The organism is Bacillus sp. AMCV2 (assembly GCF_056033925.1).
In genome coordinates this window covers 2,527,930-2,546,515 of sequence record NZ_JBVYIB010000002.1, presented here as the reverse complement: position 1 = coordinate 2,546,515, position 18,586 = coordinate 2,527,930, and the positions used below count along the sequence as shown (strand labels likewise).

The following is an 18,586-nucleotide window of genomic DNA, read 5'->3' as shown; positions in this document are numbered from 1 at the left end:
TCTTCTAAAAAAGATATTGATATTTATTCCAACTCTGTGGTATTTAATTGTTGTCAATATTCTTAAAAGGAGTTGGAATAATGAACAAATTTTTCTTGGCTCTCTTTTTATTTGTAATCACTTCTGTTAGCACGGTTTCAACAGCAAATGCAGCTGTAATCGATCATGATAAAGTTGTGGGTTTTAGAGAGGTGGTGCCTACCACTGTTACTCAAAAAGCGGCGAAACGTTTTCAACCATATCTAAAGGTTTATAGCGGCTGTGTGCCTTTTCCTGCAGTAGATGCGCAAGGTAATACAAGTGGAGGTTTAGAGCCGACTGGAGCGCCTGAAGGACATTGCAGCAAAAATACTGGACAAGTATATTCACGTTCTGCATGGTACAATGGGGTTTGGGCAATCATGTATTCTTGGTATTTTCCTAAAGATGAAGCCTCTCCAAGCTTAGGTCACAGACATGACTGGGAAGGAATCGTTGTATGGATTGATAATCCAGCGAATCAAAATCCAAAGGTTTTATCAATTGCATATTCCGGACATGGAAAATTCACAAATGTAGCACCAAGCGGAAACCAACATGAAAGATGGCACTCATCCTTTGATTGCCTATGACAGCACGTGGCCACTTAACCACGAATTGATGATGAGCGATCGTGTTGTAGGTGGAACTCAACCGTTGATCGGTTGGGATGATTTAACTCCTGCCGCAAGGAATGCATTAAATACAGCAGATTTCGGTAAAGCAAACGTTCCTTTTAATGATAGTAATTTCACCAACAATTTAAAGAAAGCTTGGTTTAAATAAAAATTCATAATTCTAAATTGAGAAGAGTCCTTACTAAAAGAAGGGCTCTTTTTTCTCCTTACTTCAAGACGACATTTATGGACCGAAAACAAAAGCAAAACTTAAATCCCTAATAAAAGAGAAGCCCTTCTTGTTATGAGAAGGACTTTCCACATATATAATATGATTTCTTAAATTTTGCTTTCTGCAAATTCTGCCTTAGTTTTTTGTTATTTACTTAAAATCAGCTAGAGACAAAGTTCATTCTATTCAAGTTTGTTCATTAACTCTGTGAATGAATCACAAACATAGCTAATGGAACTTTCCTTATCTTCATAAGCGATGTCATGATCCCAAAATACAATAGAAGGACTATTGAGTCCTTTTCTAAAATCGAAGCAGATTTCATTGCCAAACACATCATCGGCAATCGGTTTTACTTTATCTGGCATTCTGCCGTCTCGATAACGATTAGAAACGTTAACTATATATGACTCACTTTCTTTATGGAAGCTATGTAAGTATCCAAATGCAATTCCTTCCCTATCTTCAAGATCAAAAGTTTCAGGAGAGGGGGTAGCACCAGAATAGGTTTTGACATATTCTAAATAATCTTTTGGGAACTTTACTTGTAACGTGTTTTCTACTTCAATAATTTCCTCGTTACTAACAGGATGCTCTCCGAAATCCCATTCAACCATATGAATCCCGCCTTGATCTGTAACATCCTTCTTTATGTAACAAGAGGGTGTTGATTTTTCTAATCTTTAAATATATCTGGAATTTTTTCTCATCATATTAATAGCAATTCTCTAAATTGATTAGTTTCAATTGAGTTTTCATAGGGTTCTTCTTCCTAAAAGAGGTTTCAACAATTGCCACATCTTTTTTGATTAGAACACTTGTAGCATTTAACTCTATCTCAATATCTTCATATATCCCTTCTGAAACCTTCTCAATGTAATCTATATACTCGTTGGCTTGTTCTTCTGTAGTGATGTTTTCAATAAAGTCAGAGAAAATACTGATTTCTTCTGGCAATACTATTCCTAAATCACCAAATGGATCTTCTTCAAATTTATATGAATACTTCATATGTTATTTCACCTTAAATATTATTATTTATATAACGGATAAGCAGTTGCTATTGCTCCTTATTTAAATACATTTCTATTTTAATACCCGACCAAGAGATGCCCCTGAATTTAGTTGGCCGATTTGCTTTTTAGTTTGGTAAGCTTCATCAATAGCTTTTAATACATCTGTACGGTTCCACTCTCAGGGAAGAAACTAGAATCAGCTATTTTTATCAACCTCAACCTTTGCCATATAAACTCCGTTTTTATCAGTTTTTTTTTCCGTACCCTGAATAATTTTTCCGCCCGGCGCTTTGTAAAGCTTCTCTCAAGTTGACCATTTGCGTCCTTAGTTCTTTATATTCTTTGGCGCGGTCTGTAGCTTCAGACATAAGTGTTTTAGCTTCAAAGACTTTCATAATCATACCCTTTCATTTAATTATATATCAAAATATTACCATGGAAGAAAGAAGAAACGAACCTAAAATTAACTTGATTGATCATATCAAAGATAGCGAATAAAAAGTTTGCGGTTTTTTTGCGGTCTGAACACTTTTTGGAAATGTTAGAATATTACATAAAAAGACATAAAAAGACATAAAAGGAGGGGTCCTGTGAATCCGGTTTTATCATCGTCAGAAGTTGGCGTAAAGATCAATGAATGGTATAAAATGATACGTCAATTTAGTGTCCCGGATGCAGAGATTTTAAAGGCAGAGGTCGAGCAAGAAATCCAACGGATGGAGGAAGATGAGTATTTACTCATTTACTTCTCCCTAATGAAATTCCGTCATCAGCTCATGTTAGATTATTTGGAACCCGTAACAACACGTATAAGACCAACTATTGAGGAACTTCTTGAAAAAATTGAGACTTCAAATAAAGGCATATCTGGCCTGTTATCGTATTATTCTCTATTTTTCAGAGGGATGTACGAGTTTGATAAGAAGCAATACATGAAAGCTATCTACTATTATAGAGAAGCCGAAAAGCAGCTTATACATGTCCCAGATGAGATCGAAAGGGCAGAGTTTCATTTTAAGTTAGCTGAAGCATATTATGGTATGAAGCAAAGTCATGTGTCTATGCATCACGTTAAACAAGCATTGGATATTTATAATCAATATGAACTTTATAAGGTGCGAAAAGTTCAATGTATGTTTGTTATCTCAGGGAATTATACTGATTTTAAACATTACGAAAAAAGTCAGCCGCATCTTGAAAAGGCATTAGAGTTATCTAGGGAATTGAATAACAAAAGGTTGATTAGTTCTGCACTATATAATTTAGGCACTAATTTTGCTGACAGTGGTGATTACGAGCAGGCGGAAGTATACATAAAGCAAGCAGTGGAGATTACAGAAAAAGAAAAGCTCACAAACTTGCCACATTCTTTATTTTCTTATGCAAAAATCCTTTTTAAACAAGGAAAAATGAATGAGGCTATCCAAGTAAGTAAGAAAGGTTTGTCAGCAGCTCTTTATCAAGGTGATGAGCTTTTCGCAAAATTACAGGGATATTTAAAAGCTCTTTATGTCGATGCAGTGGACCAACAAGGTGTTAATCAAACAATAGAATACTTAGAAAAAAATAAGAACTATTCATATATTGAAGACATTGCCTGTGAGACCGCAGCTGCTTACGCAAACTCAAAAGAATTTGAAACATCCTATGTATATCATCAGAAAATGCTTGAGACTCAAACACAAATTCAAAGGGGAGAATGCCTGTATGACTTTTAAAAAGAAGGTATGCCTAATCCTGGGTTTGTCACTTGTTTTAGTGTGTGGTTTCGGATCCAACTTAACAGAAGATCAAACTCAAAACACATTTCATATTGCCTCTGATCGTTTTCAAACTTGATAATATTACATTCAACCTCCTTCAGAAATGGAGGTTTTTTTATTTGATATTAACAGAAACAATGGAATCAAATGCTACATAAATAGTATCCCCTTTTAAATCCTTGAGGCATAACCTTATTTTTTGGGGAGAGAAAAAGGCAATAGTGCACCGCAAATTAAAATTTTCGGTAGATCATAATAACTTTTGGCTTGGTATTAAGCATCTTGAATATATGCTAGGTAACGGAGAAAGTGACAGGTTGGGGCTGTCAAAGAAAACACCAGATTATTAAGAAGCAAAAGGTAAAGAAACTAAGTTGGAAAACTAAACTTTAAATTAATTCAGGCTGTGAGAAAAATCTCAACAGCCTTTTATAATTGTTTAGGAGCAAGTGGATTGATAGTATGGACAAATGGTATCTAAAAAAGGAAAGAGTTTTAAGCCTTTTCTTTTTATCTATTATGTATATGAGCAAATTTTCTGTGCCTTTCAACTTCTATTTCTTAATTATGTTTAATTTAACCAAGCACTTTTTAAAAGCTGTGAGCCAGATGTAATTTCATCAAAGTTGAGATGAGCAAAACCTAACTTTATAATTGGTTTATCAGGCATAGTGTTAACGAAATGAACGGAAGTAGGATATACTTTCACACCGTACTGCAAAGCACGCTGAATTAATTTCTCTTCTAGGCAATTCAGATGAACTCTCACTAATATATATAATCCGGACTGCTCGCCGATGATTGTCACATGATCCCCAAACTGCTGCTTTAAATTTGAAATTAAGTGTTGCATCTTGCGTTTATATACAATGCGCATACGCTTAATATGGCGAGTCCATTCACCAGCCTTTATAAATTCAGACATGGTTAGCTGATTAAGCAAAGAAGCAGTGTTTTCAAAATGAAGAAACCGTTTTTTATACTTATGCAAAATGGGCTGCGGCAAAACCATATAACTTATACGGATGCCGGGAAGAAAGGATTTTGAGAAATTCCCCAAATAGATCACTCGTTCTGATTGAATGGATGCAAGGGCGGGAAACGGCTGTTGCGTATAACGGAACTCACTATCATAATCATCTTCAATAATATATCCTTCTCTATTATTCGCCCAATTGATCAGTGTTTGACGATGCTGAATGGTCATGCTTACGCCGTAAGGGCTATGATGGGAAGGAGTCACATAGATTAATTTCTCTTTCAGTGCATTTAATTGAGAAAAGTCAGCTCCACTTTCATAAACAGGAAGCGTTTCTAAATGAAGTCCATGAAATTGAAAAGCTTCCCTGGCACCTTCATACCCCGGATTTTCAACTACAATTCCGTGAAATTCCTCTTTTAGAATGTGGCAAAGATATATTAGCATTTGTTGCGTACCACTGCCGATAATAATAGAATTAGCATCTGTTTTCACCCCACGTGATTCTAAAAGATAAGTGGCAATTTGCTCACGGAGGCTCATTTCTCCAAATGGTTCGCTGTACAGATAGCTTTTCTCTAATGACAAAACCTGATTGTATAATTTTCTCCATGTTTTCAGCGGAAAATGCTTTTGATCGACGGCTCCGGCGCGAAAATCAATCAGTATCGGTTGTGACGTTTCTGTTTTATCAGCTTGTACCTCAGCATTTTCTTGTCTTAAAAGGGGTCCTACTTCATTTGCAAAATACCCTTTACGTGATTCTCCGCGAATGTATCCCTCTGCTAAAAGAAGATCGTAGGCCATTAGCGTTGTATTGCGGCTTACCTGCAGGGAATTGGCCAGTTCTCGAATGGATGGCAGCTGCTCATTTACTTTTATATTTCCATGCTCGATTAATGCCTTAAATTGCTCGTAAATTTGTTTGTATTTCGGAGTGTCGCTTTTGAAAGCGAAAATCATGCTTTTCATTTGTTTTTCTCCTCTGACATGTATATTTAACTAAAACTGTACCTTTTAAAATGTCAGTTGTTATTTTATCCTAAAAGTACTTTGTCAATCCATTGAAAATAAAGACATATGGTTAGTTAAAGAATATTTATTTGGGGGAAATTTCAAAATGAAAAATCTAAATGTTGCTATTCCTACGCCTTTTAATGAGGATGAAAGTCTATTTTTAGAAGGATTTGATACTATTGTTGATCATTTAAAAAACAACGGTATCAATTCATTACTAATATGCGGTACTACTGGTGAACAACATTCACTGAGCATAGATGAACGTATTCAGATCATTGAGTATTTCAGTCAGCGAAAATCCGATGATATCGAACTTATGTTTGGTGTTTCAGCTACGAGAACAAGTGATGCCATAAAACTAATTGAAAAAATTGAGAAAACTCATATTCATTCAATATTAATTGGTTTTCCGCCTTATATAAGACCTACACAAAAGCAAGCTATTTATTATGTTGACGAACTTCTTAGTCATACATCTAAAGAGGTTGCGCTTTATAATAACCCTACCAGGACTGGTTTTAATTTGAGTGAGAAAGCACTTAATGATTTACTAAGCCGACATTCAAATATAAGGGGACTTAAAGAAGGAGGCGATGTTCATCGGCATAAACAAACAGACTTCCCTAATAATTTTATTATGTTTGCAGCTGGAGATGTAAACCTTCCAGAAATGATTAAAAATGGATGTAATGGTCTATCAAGCTTGGTTGGAAATGTTTATCCTGATGAGATCAAAGTAATTTTCAATGACTTATTAGAAAATAAACATGTAGATTTAAATAGATTAAACGAACTTATAAATGAAGTTATAAACGATCACACTCTTATTAATATAAAAACTCACTATAAAAATATTGGTTTAAAAATAGGAGATTGTCGATCACCGATCATAAAAATGTAAGATGGCGCCTTAGTTTGTTACAGAAAGGACTAACTTTGAGAAAGTGGAAGGAAGAACAGAGGAGTAAATATTTATGGCTGTCGAGAAAAAACTCGACAGCATACCCTATATTGTGTGGTTTTTATCTTTACCTAAATTTAATGAGGTACTAGAAGGGTTTGTTAATATGCAGTCTAAAACTTTTTTAGTAAATGGCATAAAGTAATTAAGTATTAACCCTGCTAAACAAACGGTCAATAAAGTCCCTATACCAATTGGTCCATTCGAAATTATTGCCATTATCAAGAATATTAGGTAAATGAGTGTTCTTGCAAAAAATAGATTTGTTCTGGTTAATTCTTGTATGATTAAAGTTAATCGATCAATTGGAATTGGCGCAAAATTGGTGTATAAATATGTTGCAGTTCCTATTCCTATTACAACTAGCCCGATTCCGAAACAAACAATTTTGCTATACCATTGTTCAGGTGTTATTAAATCCTGCAATAAAAAAAAGCCACATATCAATGCCAATTCCTGTTATAAATGCTGTTAACATCCCCAAAATTTCTGGTCGTTGTCTCTTTAAAATTGAATTGAAGCAAATCAGTATTAAGGCTAATATAATTTCCCAACTTCCCGCAGTAAGTCCCACATTTGTGGACAGTCCAACCAATAGAGCATCAAAAGGTGAAGTGCCAAGGTTTGATTGAATCGTGAAAGAAATGCCGAGGGTTAAGATTAAAATTCCTAATATATAAAACAAATATTTCATTGTACTCAGCCTCTTTTTTTATTATTTTTTGTTGTATTTACAACAAAGTTAGTTTATATTCAATATATGTCATTTATATTGTATTTGCAACAAAAATAACTTTAAGGGGGTAATGATGAAGGAAATTCTTCGTGAAATTGGAATGATTGCAAGGGCGTTAGATTCCATAAGTAATATCGAATTTAAAGAACATGACCTTACCAAAGGGCAGTATTTGTATCTTGTACGAATATGTGAAAACCCAGGAATCATCCAAGAAAAACTAGTTGAAATGATCAAAGTAGACAGAACGACAGCGTCTCGTGCGATTAAAAAACTTGAAATGAACAGTTTTATTGAAAAGAAAGATGATGAACATAACAAAAAAAATAAAAAAACTCTTTCCAACTGAGAAGGGGAAAAATGTATTTCCATTTATTAAAAGTGAAAATGAGCATTCAAATCGTGTTGCTTTAGCGGGATTTTCTGAAAAAGAAGCAGAGTCTATTTTCAATTTTCTTCAAAGAATAAGAAAAAATATAGAAAAAGATTGGGAATATGTTAAGAAGGGAAACAAAAGAAGTTATTTATAAAGAAGGAGCTTTATAAAAGTGAACATTCTAATTAAAAAGTGCAATCATGAAGATTTAAACATACTACAAGAAATAAGTATTGAAACGTTCAACGACACATTTAAAGATCAGAATTCACCTGAAAATATGAAAGCCTATTTAGAAAAAGCTTTTAACTCTAAACAACTTCAATTGGAGTTATCCAATTCTTGGTCACAATTCTATTTTGTTTTTTTAGATAATGAAGTAGCTGGATATTTAAAGGTCAATACAAATGATGCTCAGTCGGAAGAGATGGGTGAAGAATCACTTGAAATCGAAAGGATTTATATAAAGAAGAAATTCCAAAAACATGGTCTGGGTAAACATCTGTTTAATAAAGCTGTGGATATTGCACTGGAATGTAATAAAAAGAAAATTTGGCTAGGTGTTTGGGAAAAAAATGAAAATGCCATTGCTTTTTATGAAAAGATGGGATTTATTAAAACAGGAGCGCACTCATTTTATATGGGCGATGAAGAACAAACTGATTTCATCATGATCAAGACACTGATATAAATTTTTACAAGGGGGATGGATAGTTATGTATATTCCGAAATACTATAAGATAACAAATATTAATGAGATTTGGGACTTTGTTAAAGAAAACTCTTTTGGCACAATTGTGACAACAAGAAAAGGGAAACCCATTGCTACTCATTTACCATTGCAGCTAGTGCAAGAAGGAGATACTTACTTTATAACGGGGCATATCGCTTATGGGAATCCTCAATGGAGAACATTTGAAACCAGTGAAGATGTACTGGTGATGTTTCAGGGACCACACGCTTATATCTCTTCTTCTTGGTATAAACAGGAAAATGTGCCAACATGGAATTATCAAGCTGTACATGTATATGGTACAGCTAGCATTTTAAACGAAGAAGAGTTAAAACAAGACTTAACATCGTTGCTACAAAAATATGAAAAACATCGTGAAAATCCGGTTTTATGGGATAGGCTTTCTCCTCAATTATTAGAACAAGAATTGAAAGGTATTGTTGGTTTTAAGATTAGAGTACAAGAAATTCAAGCTGCCAATAAATTAAGTCAAAATCGTAATGAAGAGGACTATCAGAACATCGTAAATAAACTCTATGAAGAAAAGGATATAAATTCTCAACAAATGGCGCAACTGATGGAGAGCAAGTTCAAAAAGGAAAATTAAATGCTATTTTTATAATTTAAGATTTTTCTTTACAAGAATTAGTTTTGTTAATGAAAACAATCTAATTGTAGAGGGGATTTTCAGTATGCTTCAAGAAGTAGCAGGTATTAGAATTCCAGATACTCAATTGGCGAAAGATGCAGCAGATATTTTACGCGAGCATGGGGACAACTTATTGTGGAATCACTCAAATCGCGTATTTTTATTTGGTGCAGTTAACGGAAGAAAAACAAAGCAGCATTATGATTTAGAATTGCTTTATGTTAGTGCATTATTCCATGATTTAGGCTTAACAAAAAAATTCAGCAGTCCAGATTTAAGATTTGAGGTAGATGGAGCAAATGCAGCGAGGAGCTTTTTGCAACAGTACCAAATATCGGAGGAATCAATTCGTCTTGTTTGGGATGCCATTGCATTGCATACTACACCAGGTGTTGCAGAACATAAAGAGCCTGAAGTGGCATTACTCTTTTCAGGTGTTGGTTTAGATGTAATGGGAGATGGATTTGAACAATTCCCAGCCGACTATCGCGAAGAAATTATAAAGGCATTCCCACGCAACAATTTTAAGAGGGAGATTATTCCGGCGTTTTATGAGGGATTTAAACATAAGCCTGAGACTACTTTTGGAAATATGAAAGAGGATATTGTTAAACATTTTAGGCCCAACTATAAAAATAAAAATTTCTGTGATTGTATTTTGCATTCACCTTGGACTGAATAGAGAAAAAGAAACAAAGTTTGTTAGAGGATTAAACCATGTGTTTACTTCTCTTTTTTTGTGTCTTTGAAAGGATCGAAAATGAAACAATAAGGAGAAAAAGTTCATTTGACAGGGCAAGCAACTGCCTCTAGAGTTGCCAAGTTAGAAGACAACGGTGTTATTGAGGGATATACAATTAGAGTAAATCAACAGAAATTGGGATGGAACATACATGCCATGCTGAATATCTATACAAAAAGCACATATCATACACCATTTCTTACATTTATAGAAACACAAGAGAAATATGTAATCAATAATTATAAAATTAGCGGAGATGGCTGTTATCTTCTTGAATGTAGATTTCCGAATAACGAAGTGCTAGATCAATTTTTAACGGAATTAAACAAGCATGTTAATTATAAATTGACAATTTTGATAAATAAATAAAAGGTACCTTTAGGGTGTTTGCAATTTTTGACGGACATGGCACCAATGACGTATTGCTAATCTATATGGGCACAAATTTCATCACAATTTTTAACCATAATTCGTGAAAACATATAGAAATGATGAAAATGGAAGATAGAGAGTATAATGAAAATAAGCTTTCATAACCGATGATATGGATTTACTATGTTGAGGGACTTGATTTAGATGAAGATACCAAATCATATTGGTATCTTTTTTGTTTTGGCTTTAGAGCTATTAAATCCATCTAGAAGTACCATGATTTGGCATCAACAAAGTAACTTAATACTATATCGAATCTATTTGAGGAAACTGATTGATGATATATTGTTTGAAGTTTTCAGTGACAGGTGATAGATACTTCCCTTCAATCCAAGAAATACCGACTACACGCTCAAACCTTGGCCAACTAATACGTACTTTTGCGATATTTGTTTGGTCTAAGCCTTTAAAATCAGGAAGAATTGAAACGCCAAGACCCGCTGTAACAAAACCTGCAATTGTGGTAGCTTCTTCACCTTCAAATACAATGTTTGGGGTAATATTAACCTGTTCAAAAATATGATCTATTGTCACTCGAAGAGCGAAACCTTCTTTCATTAAAACAAAAGGCTCATTAGCAATTTCGTTTAATGTAATATCCTTACGGGCAGCTAACACATGATTTTTGGGCAAAAATAAAAAGAGCTCCTCCTTCCATAAGGGTTTCCACATTATATTTGATTCGACTGGAAAAGAAGCAAGCAGGCAGAGATCTAGTTCACCTGATTTTAGTTTATCTAAAAGCTGATTAGAGTGAGACTGGTTTAGTTGGAAATGAACATTTGGGTATTGATCTTTAAATGCTCCAATTAAGTTTGGAACGATAGTCGTACCCAGAGTGTGTAAGAAGCCTAAAGACACTTCACCTTGATCCGGTTTTAAAAGAGTTTGAATTTCTTCCTTTCCTTCTGTATATTCTCGAATCATGGAATCAACCCTTTTGAGGAATATTTCCCCATATTTATTTAATTTAATGGACCGGCCTTGTCTATCAAAAAGCGGAACACCTAAGTGATTTTCTAATCTAACAATAGACCGAGAAAGTGCTGGCTGTGTTATTGATAACGTTTCAGCAGCTTTGGTTACATGCTGTATACGAGCAAGAGTTTGAAAGTACTCTAATTGTTCCCATTCCATAAAAAAACCTCTCTTCTTATAAATCATTAATTACATAAAGGAATTGAAATCATATTTATTATGCATTATACATCATGATTTATTAGTGTTAAGCTAAATTTAGCAGCGAAATATATAAATTTTTATATTAATTTTAAACTATTTTCATGTTCAGAAGGAGGACTATTTTAATGAACTATCGAATTGAAAAAGATACTTTTGGAGAAATAAAGGTGCCTGCTGATAAGTTTTGGGGAGCGCAAACACAACGTAGTAAAGAGAACTTCAAGATAGGTTCTGAAAAAATGCCAAAACGTATTGTTAAAGCTTTTGCTATATTGAAGCGCAGTACAGCTATTGCTAATAATCGTTTAGGGAATTTGGATAGTGAAAAAACAGAGGTTATTACCGCAGTTTGTGATGAAATTCTTGAAGGTAAATATGATGACAATTTTCCACTCGTTGTTTGGCAGACGGGAAGCGGTACACAAAGCAATATGAATGTTAACGAAGTTATAGCAAACCTTGCAACATCTTTATTAAAAGAGAAAGGCTCTATCCAAACCATACATCCAAATGATGATGTGAACCGCAGTCAAAGTTCAAATGACACTTTCCCAACAGCGATGCATGTTGCAGGTGTATTAGCTATCTATGAACAATTAGTTACTGCACTGGATCAACTTCGGAACACATTAGATGAAAAAGCAAAAAAATTCAATGGCATTGTAAAAATAGGTCGTACACATCTTCAAGATGCTACACCTCTTACCCTTGGACAAGAAATTAGCGGTTGGGTATATATGATTGATCGTTCGAAAGAAATGATATTGGAAGCAACTGAAAAAATGCGTGAACTTGCTATCGGGGGGACGGCTGTAGGGACAGGCATTAATGCACATCCGCATTTTGGAGAAGTTGTCTCAGAGGAGATCTCAAAGTTTACAGGCCAACAGTTTAAAAGTTCACCTAATAAGTTTCATGCCTTAACTAGTCATGATGAAATAACGTATGTACATGGTGCTATGAAAGCATTAGCAGCTGACTTAATGAAAATTGCGAATGATGTTAGATGGCTTGCAAGCGGTCCTCGCTGTGGTATCGGGGAAATTTCAATCCCGGAAAATGAGCCAGGTAGCTCCATTATGCCCGGTAAAGTTAACCCTACTCAATGTGAAGCTCTTACCATGATTGCGGCTCAAGTTATGGGGAATGATGCAACTATTGGTTTTGCTTCAAGTCAGGGTAACTTTGAACTAAATGTATTTAAACCAGTTATTATCTATAACTTCCTTCAATCCGTGCAGTTATTGAGTGATGGAATAAAATCTTTCCATGATCATTGTGCGGTTGGTATTGAACCTAATAAGAAAACCATTAAAGAAAATCTTTTCGGATCTTTGATGCTTGTTACAGCATTGAATCCTTATATCGGATATGAAAATGCTGCAAAAATTGCTAAGTTTGCTTATAAAGAAGGCTTGACGTTAAAAGAGGCTGCTGTGCAACTTAAATTGCTAACGGAAGAAGAATTTGATGAGATGGTTAAACCAGAAGATATGGTGAAACCAAACATTTAAATCTTTTAAGTGAAAACTAGTTACTGATCTGTAACTAGTTTTTTCTTTTTTTACACTCATTGAAAATCGCCTCATTAGGACAAACACTTATTACATAGCAGGATGCATTTTATGAAGGTAATAATTATCGAGAGACCGCAAGCTGACAAATGCATGAACGATTGCTATCATTATTTAATAAAACTTTATAGGAAGGAGATCCAGGGTGATAGCAATATACCGAGGAACAAGCGATCAAGGAATCGAGCATCGACAGCCAGTTCGAGGCCTGTATAAAGAAAGCAGGGACTAAGGATGTGCTGAAGTATGCCGATGAAGGATTTTCTGGGGAGCTTTTAGAACGTCCGGCTTTGAATCGCTTGAGGGAGGATGCAGGCAAAGGACTTATAAGTCATTTGTTACGATCAGACCGTCTTTCTCGGAGAGCTTATCAGCGATGAAAAAAATGATTTTCATATCTTTCAAATAGAGAAAGCCGGAATATGAGATCCGGCCTCTTCTGCATTATTTCCCCTTCGCCTTCTTCCGCTTTTCCTTCTCAGCCCGATAAAACTCATGAAACATCTTCATCAGCGCCCTCTTTTCAATCCGCGATACATAGCTGCGCGAGATCCCGAGCTCTTTGGCAATCTCACGCTGCGTTTTTTCTTTCTTCAAATCAAGCCCAAACCGCCCGACTATCACTTCCTTCTCACGGTCATCTAGAATGTCAATGTATTGTTTCACTTTTTCAAGCTCCATATTGAGCTGGATCGTATCAATCACATCTTCGTTTTCTGATTTCAATACGTCGATCAGGCTTATTTCATTCCCTTCTTTGTCCTGCCCGATCGGATCGTGAAGGGAGACGTCTTTTTTTGTTTTTTTCAATGCGCGCAAATGCATGAGGATTTCATTATTCATTACAAAAGGGGGGTGCACAGATTTCCCGTAACTGTTTGATTAAATAAATGTTGAGTCAGCTTCCTGTAATATATGTTCAAACGTTTCTTCGCAAACGAAGGGGATACTTTAAATAGCCAAGCCACATTTTCAATTGCATGTGATTGTATGTACGAAAGATTAATATTACGCAACATGAAAGTTGGAATGCAAAAGTGATATGTAAAATAATTGGACTGCCACTCTAAATAATCAGTCCAAGTTGCAGGCATTGTTTTTTTATCGCCTTCATGTCTCTATATATGGCAAAATTCATGAGCAAAATCATACCATTGTTCAATTCGGCTTTTTCGGCTGTCCAAGCGTATATTATAAATGCCGCTGGGCTTAAGTGCGAAGCTTGTAACAGGTTTAAACGAAAGCCTGATATCTAATGACTCAGCAATCCGTTCAAAATTAATTTGTTCAGGTTCTGTAATATCAATCTTTCTGTATAAGTTTTCAATCCAATCCTCTAAATGACTGTTTGTATACCTCAAGATAAAAAACCTCCTTAAAGACGACAATCTAAAAATTGGATTCGTTTAAATATTATAGGGAAATCAAGACTTTTTTATAGGAAAAAGCGTCTAAGGAGATGGAATATGAATCCGTTTGATAATGGCTGTTTTCGTAAGTATGATGATTTTAACACGCATCTGGATTTCTCTAGAAAAGTAAAGGTCTTTAGGGATTTATGTCAAAATAATAGTAAGTACCTTATGCGACAAACAGGGAGTTTGGTTGCTTAATAAGGAGGGGGAAGTATGAAAAAAAATATTCACATATTGGGAAGCCTCTCGTGCCAGGAACGTCAACATTAGGTGCTGCATTATCAAAACGTTTGCCTCATACGCATCTTGATACTGATAATTACTATTGGTTAGATAAATTCACTAAAAAAAGAGAAATTCCTGAAAGAAGAAAGTTGCTTGAAAAAGACTTAACAATAAATGAGAAATGGATTCTTTCTGGTGCAGTGTGTGGCTGGGGCGATAATCTAAAAAGTTATTTTGACCTTGTCGTCTTCTTATGGATTCCACAAGAAATACGGCTTGAGAGATTAAGGCATAGGGAATTTCAGCGTTATGGAAATGAAGTGTTAGCCGGTGGCAGTAAATATGAACAATCAAAAGCATTTTTAGAGTGGGCTTCATTATATGACACTGCTGGAATGGAAGTTAGAAGTAAAGCATTACACGAACATTGGATGGCAGATTTATCTTGTCCAGTGTTAAAAATTGAAGGCGATTGCTCAGTCAGCGAAAGAGTTCACCGCGTCTTGGATTATTTGAATTCTAATTAAACTAACGGCTAGCGATTGAAAAAGAAGAACACGCAGCTGATTCACTTGCTTTTGTTGGGGGCAAGTGTTGACAACCCTCTTACTGGTTTAAATAAAGAAGGAGTATAAAACCTGTATCAAACATGTTACTAGATATCTACGACACAGGTTTTATATTTAGGTAACTAATGTTCTTAAATTTAACTTTTCATTTTTTTATTTTGCAATAGTTGAGTTGATTCTATTTCTGTTTTCAATTTTTCAAACCACTCTAAATTAACCAAATGATGTGAACGGGAATTTTCGTTCATACGGCGAAAGTAATCGATTGTGCCGGGAATTTCTTGAGTGATGGACAGGTATTCATCAAGGAGCTCGATTCGAGTTTTAGTCTGATCGATTTGTGATTGGATCAGATCCAGTAATTTATTTTTGTCGAATTCATCGGCAAAGAGTAACGCCCCATAAAATTGCAGGTTCACATATTCCGATTTGGTGCCGTATTTGATCATTAATTTTTCGAATTCTGCCCTTCCCGAATCTGTGACTTTGTAGTTACGGATTTCACGCCCGCTGGTTGAGGGTTTTTGCTGAATCTGTTCAATAAAGCACTTTTCTTCAAGTTGCTGAAGATTGTAATAAAATGAACCTTTCGTGAAGTTAACAATGTATTTGTAATGACGCTTTTCCATTAAGGCCAGAAGTTCATAGCCGTGAGCTCCGGGGTTTTGGATTAGCAAGCCAAGGATAAGTAAGGGAATCATGGTTTCATCACCTTCGCCATCCGCGCCTCAAATTCCGCGTACGTAATTTTACCCGAAGCCAAATCCATACTATGAAGGTAAATCTGTTCTGTTTTAGAATAGTCACCATTCACTTTCAGTGATTGCTCCTCTCCCGAAATGGGTTTCAGGATATGGTGCTTTTTCGAAAAAGCCTCGAAATAGCGGTAACCGAATTTGCGTTGTGAAGCTGCGTCTAAATGAATGCCATCAGGATTCGCAGTCAAACCTGCTGCAGTAACAAAATAACAATTCTGTTGTTCATTAGCAAAACGCAGCAATTGTTCATTAACCTGTCGAAATTCAGTTGCGTGCTGTCCAAAACCGGTCTTTCCAAGAAAGTCACCAAGCCCTCCAATAATTAACGGTACCTCATCAAGTTCCAACTCGTTTCTTAGCGTCTCGATGATAAGAGTTAATTTCTCGTAATAAGTTTCATGTAGCGAACGATAACTGTCACTCTCACCTTGGTGCCAAAGGATTCCACAAATTTGACTGGACCGGAGGGCGAAGCGGGCTTCGGACAAAGCATGCTGAAAAAGGATGCCTTCCGGATGCCAGTCATTCAATGAACTGCCACCTTCCGCACAAGGGATCAAGCCAATTTCTTCATCGGGATGAGCTTTCGACCATGCATCTGCAAAAGATGCCGCCAGGCCAACGCCGGAAACCGGACGGTCGTAATTAATCGGCTCTGTCATCATCTGCCACTGTCCATTGCGCAGCATTTTTATTTTTTCATTATAGATAGGGTCTACTTCATTCAAAAATCCACGGCCCGCCATATTCGACTGCCCCAACATTAAAAAAGACTTTATCATCTCATTTTTCACTTCTATACATTAATATTTTAGTCTAATTAGACTATAGTCAATTCAGTTTGTCTTGTAAAGTTTTTAACAAGGTTTTATTTTTTTATTAGTATGTATGAACAACAAACTAACATTGAAAATTTGGTGGATGTATTTGAGAAATAGCAAGTTCTTTTGCTTTTTCTTATCCAACTATCGGGGCTTTCGTTCAATAACGATCTTCCACAATCGGGCAAGTGAATTGAAGTTCTGGGGTAAATCCTTATCGGGGACAAAAAGAGCCCTTAGAGGGCAGAAAGTGGATGACGGAACATTTGCCACTAGCACAAAAGGGAAATCAGAAGCTTGGTCTTTTAACATTACTGGTTTTAAAGAAATTGTTATGGAGCTTACAGCTTTAACAAATGGAAACTTTTCAGTTAGAGGGACGGCCGTCTCATAAGATACGGCTGTCCTTTTTTATTTGCCTCGGAGGAGGTGATTAGAAATGGAGGAGACAAGTTTGTTTATCAATTTTGAAACATTAGATTTAGCAAGAGTATATTTATTTGGAGGGGTGAAGTACCTTGATTTACTTCTAGTACTTAGCATAATTGACGTTTTAACAGGAGTAATTAAGGCATGGAAATTCAAGAAACTGCGGAGCCGAAGTGCATGGTTTGGCTATGTCCGCAAGCTGCTCAATTTCTTTGCGGTCATTTTAGCAAACGTTATTGATACAGTCCTCAATTTAAACGGTGTCCTAACTTTTGGTACTGTTCTTTTTTATATCGCTAATGAAGGCTTGTCAATAACTGAAAACTTAGCACAGATCGGTGTTAAAATCCCTTCATCGATAACAGATCGATTACAAACAATTGAGAACGAAAAAGAACAGAGCAAGAATAACGCAGACAAAGCTGCTGGCTAAGCCAGTGGCTTTTTTTATTACACAGACAGAAGGAGAGAGGATATATGGCCATCAAAGTTGTTAAGAATCTAGTCTCTAAATCAAAGTATGGATTGAAATGTCCTAATGCAATGAAAGCTGAATATATCACTATTCATAACACTGCGAATGATGCTTCAGCAGCCAATGAGATTTCTTACATGAAGAATAACTCTAGCTCAACAAGTTTTCATTTTGCAGTAGACGATAAACAAGTCATTCAAGGAATTCCAACTAATCGAAATGCATGGCACACAGGAGATGGAACAAACGGTACAGGGAATCGTAAGTCGATTGGTGTCGAAATTTGTTATAGCAAGTCAGGAGGGTCACGATATAAGGCAGCGGAAAAGCTCGCTATTAAGTTTGTGGTACAGCTGCTTAAAGAACGAGGATGGGGTGTTGATCGTGTCCGCAAACATCAAGACTGGAACGGTAAGTATTGTCCGCATCGTATTTTGTCAGAGGGAAGATGGAATCAAGTTAAGGCTGCCATTGAAAAAGAATTAAAGACGCTAGGTGGAAAAACAAGCTCAAGCAAAACAAGTGCAACCAAAAAGAAAACAAACTTAATCAGCAAAAAAACGTCATATGCTCTACCTTTCGGTATTTTTAAAGTGAAGAACCCAATGATGAGAGGCGCGTCTGTCACGCAGATTCAGAAAGCTCTAGCGGCTCTTTATTTCTATCCAGATAAAGGAGCGCCGAATCACGGAATTGACGGTGTGTATGGTCCGAAAACAGCAGATGCAGTTAGACGATTCCAGCTGATGCAGGGGCTTTCTGCTGATGGTATCTATGGATTAAAAACAAAAGCGAAACTTGAAGCTCTCTTGAAGTAAATTAATAGTCTCCTTGAGTATCTTTCTCAAGGAGATACTTATGTTT

Annotated in this window: 14 protein-coding genes and 11 pseudogenes; 15 read left to right on the top strand and 10 right to left on the bottom strand. The window is 35.8% G+C overall.

What is annotated here, in order from left to right; translation table 11 throughout:
• Window positions 1-80 precede the first annotated feature (80 nt).
• Window positions 81-804 (top strand): annotated as a pseudogene (locus AC0OMA_RS13255) (NPP1 family protein).
• A gap of 245 nt (window positions 805-1,049) precedes the next feature.
• Here the strand turns inward: AC0OMA_RS13255 and AC0OMA_RS13250 are convergent.
• The 3 genes and pseudogenes from AC0OMA_RS13250 to AC0OMA_RS13240 form a co-directional block, all read right to left on the bottom strand.
• The gene (locus AC0OMA_RS13250; protein WP_474222163.1) at window positions 1,050-1,484 is read right to left on the bottom strand and encodes an SMI1/KNR4 family protein; all 435 of its coding nucleotides are present in this window, start codon (window positions 1,482-1,484) and stop codon (window positions 1,050-1,052) included.
• 59 nt (window positions 1,485-1,543) lie between these two features.
• A pseudogene (locus AC0OMA_RS13245) lies at window positions 1,544-1,878 on the bottom strand (tRNA-Val4).
• Window positions 1,879-2,131: 253 nt separating this feature from the next.
• Window positions 2,132-2,278 (bottom strand): annotated as a pseudogene (locus tag AC0OMA_RS13240) (hypothetical protein); the annotation flags it as partial.
• 195 nt (window positions 2,279-2,473) lie between these two features.
• Here AC0OMA_RS13240 and AC0OMA_RS13235 point away from each other — a divergent pair.
• A complete protein-coding gene (locus AC0OMA_RS13235) occupies window positions 2,474-3,601 on the top strand; it encodes a Rap family tetratricopeptide repeat protein (RefSeq protein WP_014477416.1) in 1,128 nt (375 codons plus the stop codon).
• 616 nt (window positions 3,602-4,217) lie between these two features.
• Here the strand turns inward: AC0OMA_RS13235 and pdxR are convergent.
• The gene (gene pdxR, locus AC0OMA_RS13230; protein WP_047182917.1) at window positions 4,218-5,597 is read right to left on the bottom strand and encodes a MocR-like pyridoxine biosynthesis transcription factor PdxR; all 1,380 of its coding nucleotides are present in this window, start codon (window positions 5,595-5,597) and stop codon (window positions 4,218-4,220) included.
• Between the two features lie 148 nt (window positions 5,598-5,745).
• Here pdxR and AC0OMA_RS13225 point away from each other — a divergent pair, with 148 nt between their 5' ends.
• A complete protein-coding gene (locus AC0OMA_RS13225; protein WP_047182916.1) occupies window positions 5,746-6,546 on the top strand; it encodes a dihydrodipicolinate synthase family protein in 801 nt (266 codons plus the stop codon).
• A 105-nt stretch (window positions 6,547-6,651) separates the two neighbouring features.
• On the opposite strand, the pseudogene AC0OMA_RS13220 reads toward AC0OMA_RS13225, so the two are convergent.
• Window positions 6,652-7,300 (bottom strand): annotated as a pseudogene (locus tag AC0OMA_RS13220) (YczE/YyaS/YitT family protein).
• Window positions 7,301-7,415: 115 nt separating this feature from the next.
• Here AC0OMA_RS13220 and AC0OMA_RS13215 point away from each other — a divergent pair.
• The 5 genes and pseudogenes from AC0OMA_RS13215 to AC0OMA_RS13195 all read left to right on the top strand — a co-directional run.
• Window positions 7,416-7,872, top strand: a pseudogene (locus AC0OMA_RS13215) (MarR family winged helix-turn-helix transcriptional regulator).
• Between the two features lie 18 nt (window positions 7,873-7,890).
• The gene (gene paiA, locus AC0OMA_RS13210) at window positions 7,891-8,409 is read left to right on the top strand and encodes a spermidine/spermine N(1)-acetyltransferase (protein ID WP_047182913.1); all 519 of its coding nucleotides are present in this window, start codon (window positions 7,891-7,893) and stop codon (window positions 8,407-8,409) included.
• A 25-nt stretch (window positions 8,410-8,434) separates the two neighbouring features.
• Window positions 8,435-9,058 (top strand): FMN-binding negative transcriptional regulator, encoded by a 624-nt coding sequence (locus AC0OMA_RS13205; RefSeq protein WP_047182912.1) that lies wholly within the window; start codon window positions 8,435-8,437, stop codon window positions 9,056-9,058.
• Window positions 9,059-9,143: 85 nt separating this feature from the next.
• Window positions 9,144-9,782, top strand: coding sequence for an HD domain-containing protein (locus tag AC0OMA_RS13200; RefSeq protein ID WP_047182911.1), 639 nt, complete (start codon window positions 9,144-9,146; stop codon window positions 9,780-9,782).
• A 90-nt stretch (window positions 9,783-9,872) separates the two neighbouring features.
• A pseudogene (locus AC0OMA_RS13195) lies at window positions 9,873-10,211 on the top strand (Lrp/AsnC family transcriptional regulator); the annotation flags it as partial.
• Between the two features lie 309 nt (window positions 10,212-10,520).
• Here AC0OMA_RS13195 and AC0OMA_RS13190 read toward each other — a convergent pair.
• Window positions 10,521-11,411 (bottom strand): LysR family transcriptional regulator, encoded by an 891-nt coding sequence (locus AC0OMA_RS13190; protein ID WP_047182909.1) that lies wholly within the window; start codon window positions 11,409-11,411, stop codon window positions 10,521-10,523.
• A 170-nt stretch (window positions 11,412-11,581) separates the two neighbouring features.
• On the opposite strand from AC0OMA_RS13190, the gene fumC reads away from it, so the two are divergent.
• From fumC to AC0OMA_RS13175, 3 genes and pseudogenes are all read left to right on the top strand, one after another.
• Complete coding sequence (gene fumC, locus AC0OMA_RS13185) at window positions 11,582-12,970, top strand: class II fumarate hydratase (protein ID WP_181219801.1); 1,389 nt, start codon at window positions 11,582-11,584, stop codon at window positions 12,968-12,970.
• Between the two features lie 111 nt (window positions 12,971-13,081).
• Window positions 13,082-13,246, top strand: a complete 165-nt coding sequence (locus AC0OMA_RS13180) for a hypothetical protein (RefSeq protein ID WP_181219799.1) — start codon at window positions 13,082-13,084, stop codon at window positions 13,244-13,246.
• A pseudogene (locus AC0OMA_RS13175) lies at window positions 13,204-13,395 on the top strand (recombinase family protein); the annotation flags it as partial. The gene AC0OMA_RS13180 and the pseudogene AC0OMA_RS13175, both read left to right, overlap by 43 nt.
• Before the next feature lie 79 nt (window positions 13,396-13,474).
• On the opposite strand, the pseudogene AC0OMA_RS13170 reads toward AC0OMA_RS13175, so the two are convergent.
• Together AC0OMA_RS13170 and AC0OMA_RS13165 are read right to left on the bottom strand one after the other, a co-directional pair.
• Window positions 13,475-13,873 (bottom strand): annotated as a pseudogene (locus AC0OMA_RS13170) (sigma-70 family RNA polymerase sigma factor); the annotation flags it as partial.
• Window positions 13,873-14,391: pseudogene (locus AC0OMA_RS13165) on the bottom strand (ImmA/IrrE family metallo-endopeptidase). The pseudogenes AC0OMA_RS13165 and AC0OMA_RS13170, both read right to left, overlap by 1 nt.
• Window positions 14,392-14,658: 267 nt before the next feature.
• Between AC0OMA_RS13165 and AC0OMA_RS13160 the strand changes: the two are divergent.
• Window positions 14,659-15,197 (top strand): annotated as a pseudogene (locus tag AC0OMA_RS13160) (ATP-binding protein).
• A 179-nt stretch (window positions 15,198-15,376) separates the two neighbouring features.
• Here AC0OMA_RS13160 and AC0OMA_RS13155 read toward each other — a convergent pair.
• Both AC0OMA_RS13155 and AC0OMA_RS13150 read right to left on the bottom strand, forming a co-directional pair.
• On the bottom strand, window positions 15,377-15,940 hold the full coding sequence (locus tag AC0OMA_RS13155) for a PadR family transcriptional regulator (protein ID WP_327845118.1): 564 nt from the start codon (window positions 15,938-15,940) through the stop codon (window positions 15,377-15,379).
• The gene (locus AC0OMA_RS13150; RefSeq protein WP_015483458.1) at window positions 15,937-16,779 is read right to left on the bottom strand and encodes a sialate O-acetylesterase; all 843 of its coding nucleotides are present in this window, start codon (window positions 16,777-16,779) and stop codon (window positions 15,937-15,939) included. The genes AC0OMA_RS13155 and AC0OMA_RS13150 overlap by 4 nt, the downstream gene beginning before the upstream one ends.
• 226 nt (window positions 16,780-17,005) lie before the next feature.
• Between AC0OMA_RS13150 and AC0OMA_RS13145 the strand changes: the two are divergent.
• The 3 genes and pseudogenes from AC0OMA_RS13145 to AC0OMA_RS13135 all read left to right on the top strand — a co-directional run.
• Window positions 17,006-17,212, top strand: a pseudogene (locus AC0OMA_RS13145) (phage portal protein); the annotation flags it as partial.
• A 45-nt stretch (window positions 17,213-17,257) separates the two neighbouring features.
• On the top strand, window positions 17,258-17,680 hold the full coding sequence (locus tag AC0OMA_RS13140; RefSeq protein WP_003246208.1) for a phage holin family protein: 423 nt from the start codon (window positions 17,258-17,260) through the stop codon (window positions 17,678-17,680).
• A gap of 44 nt (window positions 17,681-17,724) precedes the next feature.
• Window positions 17,725-18,540 carry a peptidoglycan recognition protein family protein gene (locus tag AC0OMA_RS13135; protein ID WP_474222161.1) on the top strand — a complete coding sequence of 272 codons (816 nt, stop codon included), beginning with the start codon at window positions 17,725-17,727 and terminating at the stop codon, window positions 18,538-18,540.
• The last annotated feature ends 46 nt before the right edge of the window (window positions 18,541-18,586 follow it).